Below are 12,048 nucleotides of genomic sequence, written 5' to 3'. Positions count from 1 at the left end.
GGGTGGGGCGAGGCGGGCGTGCTCGAGGCACATGCGCCCGGCGAGCTGGCGGCGGTGCTGGGCGCGCTCGGACACGACAGCGTGCGGTGGCTGGGCGCGGTGTCTCCTCGGTTGCCGGGCCCCTGGTTCGGCGGCATGCGCTTCAGTCCCACGCAGCCGGTGGATGGCGAGTGGCGCTCGCATGGGCTGGCGCGCTGGACGCTGCCGGAGGTGCTGGTGTGGCGCGAGGGCAGCGCGCTGGCGGTCGCGGTCTTCGCGCCGGAGGGGCCGGGCGCGGAGGACGTGGTGCGCTCGCGGCTGGAGCGCGTGCGAGCGTCCTTCCCTCCGTCCTACCGCCATCCGGTGGGCGCGCCGGTCGCGCTGCGCACGGCTTCGTCGCGGCCGGACTTCGAGGCGCTGGTGGACCGCGCGGTGGAGGCCATTGGCGCGGGCCAGCTGCACAAGGTGGTGCTGGCGCGGGCGCTGGAGGCGGAGGGGCCGGAGCCCTTCGACGTGGTGGACGTGCTGGCGCGGCTGCGCGAGCAGAACCCGCGATGCGCGACGTTCCTCTTCCGCGCGCCGGACGGCACGGGCTTCCTGGGCGCGACGCCGGAGACGCTGTGCCGGGTGGATGGGCGCAAGTTGGAGACGGAAGCGCTCGCGGGGTCCGCGGCGCCGGGCGGCGCGGATGCGCTGGACGCGAGCGACAAGGATCGGCGCGAGCATGAAGCGGTGGTTCGCTACATCCTCCAGGCGCTGACGCCGGTGGCGGCGAGCGTGTCCGCGGACGCGCAGCCGTCGGTGCTCGCGCTGAAGAACGTGGTGCACCTGCGCACGGGCATCCGCGCGGAGCTGGCGGACGGCGTGGACACCGCGAAGGTCGTCACGGCGCTGCACCCCACGCCCGCGGTGGGCGGCACGCCGCGCGAGCGCGCGCTGTCGTTCCTGGTGGAGCACGAGTCGCTGGACCGGGGTTGGTACGCGGGACCGGTGGGCTGGGTGGGCCCCGGGCGTGCGCACCTGGTGGTGGCGTTGCGCTCGGCGCTGGTGCGCGGGGCGAAGGCCCGGCTCTTCGTGGGCGCGGGCATCGTCGCGGGCTCCAGCGCGGAGTCCGAGTGGCGGGAGACGGAGATGAAGAGTCTGGCGATGTTGCGCGCGTTGGGGGGCCGGTGATGTCTCTGGACGCCAACCTCAACGTGCTGTGGTCGCGAGCGCTCCTGGAGGAGCTGGTGCGGGGCGGCGTGCGGCACGCGGTGGTGTGTCCGGGCTCGCGCTCGTCCGCGCTGGCGCTCGCCTGCGCGCACACTCCGGGTCTGCGCGCCTGGTCCGTCATCGACGAGCGGAGCGCGGGCTTCTTCGCGCTGGGCATGGCGAAGCAGTCGCGTCAGCCGGTGGTGCTGGTCGCGACGAGTGGCTCCGCGGGCGCGCACTTCTTCCCGGCCGTCATCGAAGCGGCCATGGCCCAGGTGCCGCTGATCATCCTCACGGCGGACCGGCCGCTGGAGCTGCAGGGCTGGGGCGCGCCGCAGACGGTGCCCCAGGCGCGCTTCTACGGTGACTTCGCGAGGATGTTCGCGGACATGGGCATGCCCGAGGCGAGCAGCCCCGCCATCGCGCACCTGCGGGCCACGGCCGCCCGCGCGGTGAGCACCGCGTGCCGCGCCCCCAGAGGCGCCGTGCAGCTCAACGTGCCGTTCCGCGAACCGCTGGCGCCCATCGCGCAGGACTTCGGCGCGGAGAAGCTGACGGCGCTCGCGAGGGAAGGGCGGACGGACGCGCCCCTCACCCGCATCGCGCAGGCGTCGCGGGCTCCGGACGCGGCGGCGTTGGAGGAAGTGCGTACGCGCATCGCCGCCACCGAGCGCGGCGTCATCGTGTGCGGCCCCCGCGACGAGGACGACGGCTTCGCGGAGGCCATCACCGCGCTGAGCCTGGCCACGGGCTACCCGGTGCTCGCCGAGGCCACGTCGCAGGCGCGCTATGGAGGCGGCCCGCTGACGGTGTCGCTCTACGACGCGCTCCTGCGCCATGAGCCGTTCACGCGCGGCCACACGCCGGAGCTGGTGCTGCGCTTCGGCGGAGGCCTGACGCCCAAGTCGCCGCAGCAGTGGCTGGACGCCTCCGGCGCGGACATCACCGTCTTCAGCGACGAGGGCGCGCTGTACGACCCGGCGCACCAGGCCACGCGGGTGCTGGAGGGCAACGCGGTGCTCGCGTGCCGTGCGCTGACGGAAGGGCTGTCGCGAGGCCCCGGCCGCTGGGCGCAGGACTTCGTCAACGCGGAGCGGGTTGCGCGCAACGCGCTGGAGACGGCGATTGCAGAACAGCCCGGCGTGCTGACCGAGCCCCGGCTGGCGCGCGAGGTGGTGGCGGCGCTGCCGGCGAACGCGCTCTTCTTCGTGTCCAGCAGCATGCCCATCCGCGCGGTGGACGCGTTCGCCCATGGTGGCGGCGTGCCGCTGCGTGTGCTGGCGAACCGCGGGGCCAACGGCATCGACGGCATCGTGTCCAGCGCGGCGGGCATGGCTGCGGCGGCGGGACGGCCCGCGGTGCTCCTGTCCGGCGACCTGGCGCTCCTGCATGACGTGGGCGGGCTCGTCTCCGCGGCGCGGGCGCGCGTGCCCCTGACGATCGTGGTGGTGAACAACGACGGCGGCGGCATCTTCTCCTTCCTGCCGCTGGCGCAGGTGGCGAAGCCGGACGAGTTCGAGGCCCTCTTCGGCACGCCGCACGGCGTGGACCTGTCGCACGCGGCGGCGCTCGCGGGGGCTCGCTTCGAGCGGCCCACGACGCCCGCGGCCCTGCGCGCGGCGGTGCGCACCGGGCTGGAGGGCGGACTCCACCTGGTGGAGGTCCTGGTGGACCGGGCGACCAACGTGGATGCGCACCGACACCTCTTCGCGCGGATGACCGCCGCACTGGGAGAAGGACCATGGGCGTGACGCTCGCTTATGACATCTGGGGCGATGGCCCCCATACGCTCCTGGCGCTGCACGGCTTCACCGGCAGCGGCGCTTCGTTCGAGCACCTGCGTCCGCTGCTCGGCCGCTCCGTGCGCATGGTGGCGGTGGACCTGCCCGGCCACGGCCGCACGCCGCTGCCGGAGAGGGTGGGGCGCGACGGGTTCCTGGAGACGGTGGACGCCGTGGTCCAGCTGGCGCGCGAGCTGGGCGGCCACGTGGATCTGCTCGGCTATTCGCAGGGCGCGCGGGTCGCGCTGGGCGCCGCGGTGCGCGCGCCGGAGTGCTTCGGCCGGCTGATCATGGAGAGCGGCTCCCCCGGGCTGCACCGTCGCCAGGAGCGCTCCGAGCGGCGCGAGGCCGACGCGAAGCTCGTGGACTTCATCCGCACGAAGGGCGTGGACGCCTTCGTGGAGCGGTGGGAGGCGCTGCCCCTCTTCGACGGACTGCGCCGCCTGCCTGAGCCGGAGCAGGCCGCGCTGCGCGAGCGCCGCAAGGCATGCACGGCGGATGGCCTGGCCGGAGCGTTGGAGACCCTGGGCCTGGGCGTGCAGCCGGACTACTGGCCGGAGCTGCACCGCCAGCGGCTGCCCACGCTGCTGCTCACCGGTGAGCAGGACGTGAAGTTCACGAACCTGGCGAGGCGCATGGCGGCGGAGCTGCCGGTGGTGTGGCGCCACGCCTTCGCGGGGGTCACCCACGCCCCGCACCTGGAGGCGCCGGAGGAGTACGTGCGCGAAGTGCTCTCGTTCCTCCAGACGCCCTGGTACGAAGCGCCGCAGTTCGAACACGCCATCCTGGCGCGCGAGGCGACCCACTCGTGACAACCCTGGTGAGCACTCCTCCCGATGCGGCGCGTCCCCGGCCCACGCTGAAGACGTGGCTGATGGCCGTGCGTCCGAAGACGCTGACGGCGGGCGCGGTGCCGGTGCTGGTGGGCACGGCGCTCGCGTACAGCAACGGCGTGGGGCGCCTGTTGCCCGCGCTCGCGGCGCTCGTGGGCGCGGTGCTGATCCAGATCGGCACCAACTTCATCAACGACTTCTACGACTACAAGAAGGGCGCGGACACCGAGGAGCGCCTGGGGCCCAAGCGCGTGACGCAGAGCGGGCTCATCGCGCCGGGCACGGTGCTGCTGGGGGGCCTCGGGTGCTTCGCGCTGGCGACGCTGGTGGGCCTGTACCTGGTGGCGGTGGGCGGCTGGCCCATCGTGGCCATCGGGGTGGCCTCGCTGCTGTGCGGCTACGCGTACACGGGAGGCCCGTTTCCGCTGGCCTACCTCGGCCTGGGCGACCTGTTCGTGCTCATCTTCTTCGGCATCGTCGCGGTGACGGGCACGTACTACGTGCAGGCCGGCGTCGTGAGCCCGGCGGCCTGGTGGGCGTCGGTGCCGGTGGGCGCCATCGGCACGTGCCTCATCGTGGTGAACAACCAGCGTGACGCGAGCACGGACGTGAAGGCCGGCAAGCGCACGATGGCGGTGCGCTTCGGCCAGGGCTTCGGCAGGGCTGAGTACGTGCTGCTGCTGGTGGCCTCCTACGTCACGCCGTTCGTGCTGTTCGCCAGGGGCTACGCGAGCGCCTGGGTCTTCCTTCCGCTCCTGAGCCTGCCGCTGGTGGTGCCGCCGCTGAAGCTGATGTTGAAGTCCGAGGGCGCGGCGCTCAACCCCGCGCTGGGCGGGACGGCGAAGCTGCAGATGGTGTTCGGGCTGCTGTTCGCGGTCGGGCTGTACCTGCGCTGAAGGAGCGTCATGCGCATCATCGAAGCGACGCTCACCCCGCTGCACCTCACGCTGGCCAACCCCCTGAAGACGGCGAGGGGCACCTACGCCACGCGCGACGGGTTCCTCGTGCGGCTGCGCGACGAGGAGGGCCGCATAGGGCAGGGTGAATCCATGCCGCTGCCCGAGTTCGGCACGGAGTCCCTGGCCATCACCCACACGGTGCTGCGCGGGTGGCTGAGCTCCCTCAAGGGGCAGACGCTGGAGGACAGCATCGAGGGCGTCGAGGCCACGCTCGTCCCGTCCGCCAGCGAAGAGGTTCGCCAGCGCGGCGCGCGGATCCGCGGCATCGACCCGGAGGAGCCCGTCCCCGCCGCGCAGCACGGCCTGGAGCTGGCGCTGTTGGATCTGGTGGCCCAGCGCAAGGGCATCCCCCTGTGCTGGCTGCTCGCGGAGGAGGCGCGGCAGGAGGTCCTGGTGAACGCGCTGCTGGGCGCGGAGGAACCGGAGGCCCTGGCCCAGGAAGCGCGAGCGGCGGTGGAGGAGGGCTATCAGACGCTGAAGGTGAAGGTCGCGGGCCGCTCGCTGGACGCGGACGAAGCCCGGGTCCGGGCCGTGCGCGAAGCGGTGGGTCCCCGCGTGCGCCTGCGGCTGGACGCGAACGGCGGCTGGACGGAGCCCGAAGCCAACCGCGCCCTGGATCGGCTGGGCTGGTACGACCTGGAGCTGGTGGAGCAGCCCACGCCGCCGGAGGATCTGCAGGCGCTGTGGCGGGTGCAGCGCCGCGCCCCGTGCATCATCGCCGCGGACGAGACGCTCGCCACGCCCGCGGCGGTGCGCACGCTCCTCACGATGGACCTGGGCGGCGGACCGGCGGTGGGCGCGGTGGTGATCAAGCCGATGGTGCTCGGCGGGCTGCTGCCCTCCATGGTGGTGGCGCTGCGAGCGGCCCGCCTGGGCATGCACGCGTACGTCACCAGCTCCATCGACGGCGTGGTGGCCCGAGCGGGCGCCGCGCATCTGGCCTCCGCGCTGCCGTCAGGAGACCTGGCTTCCGGCCTCGCCGTGGGGCGGCTCTTCGCGGACGAGCCGAAGGATCATCCGTATCAACCCATGCGGGGACTCGTACGGCTGCGCGACCTGCCTGGGCTGGGACTGAGCCCGGACCTCATTGGGGACCGCTAAGCCGTGAGCCGCGGCCGTTCTACTCACGGAGCTGCCTGGCCATGATCTACGACTGCCCCATCCGCGAAGGCGCGCGGCTGCGTCCCCATGCGGAAGCGCTGCGCTTCGCGGGACAGACCTGGACCTTCCGCGCGCTGGACGAAGAGGTGACGCGCTGGACGGGGGCCCTGGCCGCGCGAGGCGTGGACCAGGGGCAACGCGTGGCCCTGCTGTCCACGAGCCACCCGGCGGTGACCTTCCTCTTCTGGGCGCTGGGCCGCCTGGGCGCGATATTCGCGCCGCTCAACGCCCGGCTCACCCCGGCGGAACTGCGCCCCCTGCTGGAAGATGTCGAGCCCCGGCTCACGCTGGCACTAGGAGGCCTGCGCGACCGGCTCCCGGAAGCAGTGGTCCTGGAGTCCGTCCCCGACGGTGTGACGGCCAGCTCCGTGCCCGAGCGCGCATGGGACGCGGACACGGCCCGGGTCATCCTCTTCACCAGCGGGACGACGGGGCGTTCCAAGGGCGTCGTGCTCACGGAAGGCGCCTTCCGCGCCTCATGCCGCGCCTCCGCGGCGAACCTGGGTGAGCACCCCGCACCGCGCTGGCTGGGCACGCTGCCCTTGTTCCACGTTGGCGGCCTGGCCATGCTCACTCGCACCGCCTACGAGGGCGGCTGCCTCCTCCTGCACGAGCGCTTCGACGCGGACGCCGTCAACCGCTCCATCGACACGGAGGGCGCATCCCACGCCAGTTTCGTCGCCACCACGTTGGAGCGGGTGCTGGACGCGCGACAGGACCGCAGGCTGCCCGCGACCTTTCAATGCGCGCTCATTGGCGGAGGTCCCGTCCCGACGGCCCTACTCACGAGGGCACGGGCCGCGGGACTCCTGGCCCTCCAGACCTACGGCCTCACCGAGGCCTGCTCCCAGGTCACCACCGAACGCCCCGGCGAAGCGGATGGCCGCACCGCGGGTCCGCCTCTCCCGGGACTGGAGGTCCGCATCGTGGGGACGGACGGGGAGACGCTCGGTGAAGGCCAGGAAGGGGACGTGGAGGTCCGCGGCCCCACGCTCATGGCCCGCTATTGGCGCCAGCGCGAGGCCTCCCGCGACGCCTTCCATGACGGCTGGCTGCGCACCCGCGACGTGGGCGTCCTGGACGCGAAGGGGCGCCTCACCCTCCTGTCGCGCCGCACGGACCTCATCGTGCGGGGAGGGGAGAACCTCTACCCGGCCGAAATCGAAGCCGTCCTCGCCAACCACCCGGCCATCCTGGAATCCGCCGTCGTCGGCGTGCCGGACTCCCACTGGGGCGAGGTCCCCGTGGCCTTCGTCGTCCTGCGCCCCGGCCACGCCCTCCCCGAGGACCTGGACGCCTGGTGCCGCCAGTCCCTGGCGCGCTTCAAGGTGCCCACTCGCTTTGTCGCAATTGAAACACTGCCTCGGAACGCCATGAGCAAGGTGGAGCGCCCCGTCCTAAGGGAACACGCCCGGTCTCATCCCCTGTATCAGCCTGGGTCCTAGCAACCCTGAATTCCTGATGGATGGGGCTCGCAGGACTCGCTGAGTAGACCTGTCAGGTTGGGTTATAATATTCCGTTGTGGGGGGATCCTGAGAGGAAGCTCACGGTGAGTACCGCAGTGGAAGCAGTGAAGGTGGATGGGCAGTCCGAGGCGATCCACATCGATGCGCACGCCAGCAAAGCCGCTGGCGCGATGAAGTGCCCCCATCTGGGCGCCCAGTACAACCCGTTCGCGGGACCGCACGTCGAGGATCCACATCCGTTCTACGCGCAGCTGAGACAGGACGCGCCCGTCAGCTACAACCCCATGCTGGGGATGTGGCTGGTGAGCCGTTACGAGGACATCTGCCACGTGCTCAAGGATCCGACGCGCTACTCGTCGGCGGACCTGGGCAACATGGGCTCGGTGCTGTCTCCGGCGACGCTCGCCGTGCTCGCTGAGGGCTATCCCCTGGCGGACAGCCTGATCAACTCGGATCCGCCCGCGCACACCCGGCTGCGCAAGCTGCTGGGCCGCGGCTTCTCCGCCCAGCGCATCGCCGCGCAGGAAGCCCCCATCCGCGCCGTCTCCGAGGAACTCGTCCAGGCCTTCGCGCGCAAGGGGCACGCGGACCTGGTGACGGAGTTCGCGTACCCGCTGCCCGTGCGGGTCATCCTGGGCATGGCGGGCGTTCCCCAGGAGGACATGGCGGACATCAAGCGCTGGTGTGACGACTTCTTCCGGATGATCTTCACCCGCGTCCCCGCGGAAGAGCAGCCGCCGCTCGCCCGCAGCTGGGTCACCTTCCAGCACTACGTCGCCCGCCTCATCCGCGACCGCACGGACGAACCCCGCGACGACCTGATCAGCTACCTGGTCACCACCGACGCGGACGGCGAAGCGCTCACGCTGCCGGAGCTGATCATCGCCATCGCCGGAAGCATGCTGGCGGCGGGCCACGAAACGACGACGGCGCTGCTCGCCCAGTGCTGGAAGCAGGCCCTGCTCCAGCCCGGCCTCTGGCAGAAGCTGCGCGAGGACCGCTCGCTGGTGCCGCACCTCATCGAGGAGACGCTGCGCTTTGACTCCGTGGCGCACGGGATGATCCGCACCACCATGGAGGACGTGGAGCTCGCGGGCGTCGCGCTGCCCAAGGGCTCGCGGCTGCTGCTGCTCTACGCGTCCGGAAGCCGTGATCCCGCGCTGCTCGCGGACGGCGACCACTTCGACATCTCCCGGCACCACCCGACGCACCTGGGCTTCGGCCGGGGCATCCACTTCTGCATCGGGGCGCCGCTCGCGCGGCTGGAGGCGCTCATCGCCACCAACCTGCTGCTGGATCAGCTCCCGGACCTGAAGCTGGAGGAGAACCCGGACTTCGGCCACACGCAGTCGCTGACCATCCGCACCATCCAGCACCTGCGTGTGAACTGGACCCCCACCGGGACCTGAAAGCCGCCCTCACTGCTCCCGCCCCGCCCGTGGTGCCCCCACGGACGGGCCGGGTGCTTCAGCCCGCGTCTCAGCACTCCGACGCGGGGTGTCCCCAGGGGTTGGTGCGCGGATACTGGCGCAGCAGCGTGCACAGGCGGTGCGCGGCGACCATCGTCGCGGATGGCCGCGGCGGCTCGGCGTGCATCGCCGTCTGGCCCAACCGGGCCGCCTGCAGTGCCAGCGCGTGCTGGACTTCGGGAGACCAGCGCTTGAATTCGAGCCATTCCATGAGCCTGCTCCTCGTTGAAGGAGCGGCCATTGAACCCCCTTCAAACCAGGAAATCACGACGCCCCGCGTCGGCCCGGGGCGTCAGTGACCTCCTGCTGACAGGCCACTCAGGCCTGCGAGGGGGTAGCGGGTCGGCCAATGAGCATCATCATGCCGAAGGGGTTCCCCGGGTTGGTGAGCCGGTCGATTTCCCAGATGTAGTCGTCGCTCAGGCCGTGGGTGAGCTCGCGCATCTCCTCCACGGAGTACGTGCGCAGACAGGACACCACGCCGTCGAACGCCGCCGCGATGGGGATGAGCGGCATGAGGTAGGTGAGGGCGAGCCGGTCCGCGCGCACGGGGCGGATGAACGGCGTCGTCAGCGGCACGTTGATCAGCGCCGCCGCCGTCATCGCGATGGCCGGCCCGCGCCGCTCCACCAGCTCCATGATGGCGATGCCCCGGCGCTGGGCCACGGCGTCCGCCAGCACCTTGCGCGCCATGTCCGGCGGCAGGTGGTGGAACGAATTGCACATGATGCGGAAGCCCTTGTACGTCGCGGGCACCGCCGTCGCGTCCACCGGCGTCGTCACGTAGTCGATGCGGCCCGGGTTCGCCGCCTTCGCCTTCTCGAACGCGGAGACCTCCGGGTACAGGTCCGTCAGGAGCGCCGTGGCCTGGTAGCCCTCCTGCGACTCCAGCATCTCCAGCAGCTTCGGCACCGGCCCCGCGCTGCCGGACGCCATGTCCAACAGCTGCGTCTCGCCCATCGCCGCCATCGCGCCCTTGAGCCGCTTCACGAACTCCGAATAGCGGTCATCCGACAGGCTCCATACGTACGCGAGGAAGTCCGTCACCCCCCGGCGCAGCACCTTCGGGAACCAGGGCTGATCCTCCAATTCAAAAAGTTGCAGTCTGGGCATAATCGCTGGGCGCTCCAAGGGGCTCAGGGGGGAGACAACTCCCGCACTGTCCCGCAGTCCGGAGCGACGTACAAGGGGCGCCTTCCAGGGGCATTGGCACACATCCGCCGCCTCGGGAATCCCATCAGTCCGCACAATTCCTGCCGCCTCCGCAAAACTTTGAAGCCTTGCAGGAAATCACTGTGCGAAAGGCAGACAGCGGACCGCGAGCGCTGATCAGCCCCTGCAAGGTTTCTGGAGGGGTGCGTTTGATTATCAGGCGGTCGGGATGACGCAGCCCGGGTGTTTATGACTCGGGGGGCAGGCATCCAGGAACGCGTTGAAACAGCGTTTCCGGAGTGGGGTTGCCGGAGTTTATAGGTATTATTACTTACGACCGAGGGGGGCTTCGGTCGCTCGGTCGCTCGGTCGCACGGTTCAAAACGGATCAGCTGGCACACAACGGGAGGGAGTAATGGCTCCGGAATCTGTTGATGTGATCGTCGTCGGAAGCGGCCCGGTGGGTGCCATGGCTGCGAACCTGCTCGGCCAGTACGGCCTGCGCACCGTGGTCATCGAGAAGGAGACCACCGCGCACACGCAGTCCCGCGCCATCAACGCGGACGACGAAGCGCAGCGCATCTTCCAGGCCGCGGGTCTCACGGGCGAGCTGGGGCCGGGTTTCCACCCGTGCCTGAAGATGACCTACGTGGATGACGAGATGCGGATGCTCGCCGAGGTGGACTTCACCAAGGTGGAGCGCCCCAACGGCCACCCCATCGGCTCGCTCTTCAACCAACCCCGTCTGGAGGCCTCGCTGCACCGGGGCATGGAGCGCTTCGCGCACGTCAGCATGTGGCGCGGCCACGAAGTCGAGTCCTTCATGCAGGACGACGAAGGCGTGTCCGTGCGCGTGAAGGACAACGTCAATGGCCGCGCGATGACGGTGCGCGCGCGCTACCTGCTCGCGTGCGACGGCGCCAAGAGCAGCATCCGCCGCCGGCTGGGCCTGAAGCTGGAGGGCACCACGGCGCTGGAGCACGCGCTGGCCGTCTCCGTGGAGACGCAGTCGTCCGCGCCGGACTTCACCTACTACCCCTGCGGCCCGGAGCGCGTGGGCATCGTGACGCGCACCGCGCACGACGAGATCCGCTTCGACACGGTGGTGAAGCCGGGGCAGGACCTGGAGTACGTGAAGACCCCCGAGTACGTGCGCAGCATCATCGCGCCCTTCATCGACCCGGACACCGTGAAGGTGAAGAGCGTCAACCTCTACGCCTACCACAGCCGCATGGCGGAGAAGTGGCGCGTGGGTCGGGTGTTCCTGCTCGGAGACGCGGCGCACCTGATGCCGCCGTTCCTGGGGCAGGGCCTGTGCTCCGGCCTGCGCGACGCGGCGAACCTCACCTGGAAGCTGGCGCACGTGCTGGGCGGCGCGGCGGACGCATCGCTGCTGGACACCTACGAGGTGGAGCGCCGGCCGCACGCCGCGGAGATGATGCGCCTGTCGGACTCGCTGGGCTCGATGCTGGCGTCGGGCGGCCCGTTCATGGCCCGCGCGCGCAACGCCTTCATCAAGCTGCTGTACCACATGCCCGTCACCGGCCCCTTCATCCGCGAGTACAAGATGAAGCCGAACCTCTTCCACGCGGAGGGGTTCCTCTTCGGCGGCAAGCGCGGCAAGTCCAAGCACGCCGCGGAGGGCGCCTACTTCCCGCAGCCGCGCGTGGAGCACGGCGAGGAAGGGGAGCGCCCGCTGGATGACGTCATCGGCCACCGCTTCGCGGTGCTCACGCGGCCGGGTGCGCCCGCGGACGTCCAGCAGGCCGCCAGGGCGCTGGCGGAGGACATCGGCGGCGTGTGGCTGTCCGTGGCGCCGGCGGCGCGCTCCGGCGCGGGCCGCTCCGGCGAGGTGGTGGACCTGGAGGGCAGGCTGGGCGAGTGGTTCGCCCAGCACGGCTCGGACCTGGTCGTCCTGCGCCCGGACCGCTACGTCTACGCGGCCACGAACAGCGCGGGCGTCGCGCAGGTCCATGCCTCGCTGAAGCAGGCCATCCGCCCGCTCACCCGCTGGGGCAACCGCGGCTCCCGGCGGGCGGCGCAGCTCGGGGCCTGA

The 12,048-nt window shown here is 71.3% G+C and carries 10 protein-coding genes; 8 read left to right on the top strand and 2 right to left on the bottom strand.

The features are described from left to right. From D7V80_RS21840 to D7V80_RS21810, 7 genes are all read left to right on the top strand, one after another. Positions 1 to 1,152 (top strand): isochorismate synthase MenF (locus D7V80_RS21840; RefSeq protein ID WP_120589984.1); only part of this gene is annotated, 1,152 nt, incomplete at its 5' end. Further along, entirely contained in the window at positions 1,152 to 2,921 is a 1,770-nt protein-coding gene (menD, locus tag D7V80_RS21835) for a 2-succinyl-5-enolpyruvyl-6-hydroxy-3-cyclohexene-1-carboxylic-acid synthase (RefSeq protein ID WP_120589983.1), read from the top strand. The genes D7V80_RS21840 and menD, both read left to right, overlap by 1 nt. After that, positions 2,912 to 3,763: a 2-succinyl-6-hydroxy-2,4-cyclohexadiene-1-carboxylate synthase gene (gene menH, locus D7V80_RS21830; RefSeq protein ID WP_120589982.1), complete on the top strand. Its 852-nt coding sequence runs from the start codon at positions 2,912 to 2,914 to the stop codon at positions 3,761 to 3,763. The genes menD and menH overlap by 10 nt, the downstream gene beginning before the upstream one ends. After that, entirely contained in the window at positions 3,760 to 4,680 is a 921-nt protein-coding gene (locus D7V80_RS21825) for a 1,4-dihydroxy-2-naphthoate polyprenyltransferase (protein ID WP_120589981.1), read from the top strand. Before menH ends, D7V80_RS21825 begins: the two co-directional genes overlap by 4 nt. Positions 4,681 to 4,689: 9 nt before the next feature. Next, positions 4,690 to 5,844, top strand: coding sequence for an o-succinylbenzoate synthase (menC, locus tag D7V80_RS21820; RefSeq protein ID WP_120589980.1), 1,155 nt, complete (start codon positions 4,690 to 4,692; stop codon positions 5,842 to 5,844). 41 nt (positions 5,845 to 5,885) lie between these two features. Further along, the gene (menE, locus tag D7V80_RS21815; protein WP_120589979.1) at positions 5,886 to 7,349 is read left to right on the top strand and encodes an o-succinylbenzoate--CoA ligase; all 1,464 of its coding nucleotides are present in this window, start codon (positions 5,886 to 5,888) and stop codon (positions 7,347 to 7,349) included. A gap of 105 nt (positions 7,350 to 7,454) precedes the next feature. After that, positions 7,455 to 8,780 carry a cytochrome P450 gene (locus D7V80_RS21810; protein WP_120589978.1) on the top strand — a complete coding sequence of 442 codons (1,326 nt, stop codon included), beginning with the start codon at positions 7,455 to 7,457 and terminating at the stop codon, positions 8,778 to 8,780. A 70-nt stretch (positions 8,781 to 8,850) separates the two neighbouring features. On the opposite strand, the gene D7V80_RS21805 is transcribed toward D7V80_RS21810, so the two are convergent. Both D7V80_RS21805 and D7V80_RS21800 read right to left on the bottom strand, forming a co-directional pair. Further along, positions 8,851 to 9,051 (bottom strand): hypothetical protein, encoded by a 201-nt coding sequence (locus tag D7V80_RS21805; RefSeq protein ID WP_120525317.1) that lies wholly within the window; start codon positions 9,049 to 9,051, stop codon positions 8,851 to 8,853. A 107-nt stretch (positions 9,052 to 9,158) separates the two neighbouring features. Continuing rightward, positions 9,159 to 9,953, bottom strand: coding sequence for a class I SAM-dependent methyltransferase (locus D7V80_RS21800; protein ID WP_147447172.1), 795 nt, complete (start codon positions 9,951 to 9,953; stop codon positions 9,159 to 9,161). A gap of 454 nt (positions 9,954 to 10,407) precedes the next feature. Here D7V80_RS21800 and D7V80_RS21795 point away from each other — a divergent pair, with 454 nt between their 5' ends. Continuing rightward, a complete protein-coding gene (locus D7V80_RS21795) occupies positions 10,408 to 12,048 on the top strand; it encodes a bifunctional 3-(3-hydroxy-phenyl)propionate/3-hydroxycinnamic acid hydroxylase (protein ID WP_120589976.1) in 1,641 nt (546 codons plus the stop codon).

Origin of the sequence: Corallococcus sp. CA054B, from assembly GCF_003611625.1 — a bacterium.
Lineage (GTDB): Bacteria > Myxococcota > Myxococcia > Myxococcales > Myxococcaceae > Corallococcus > Corallococcus coralloides.
Note: the sequence above shows the minus strand (reverse complement) of the source record. Positions and strands in the feature narration are given on the sequence as shown.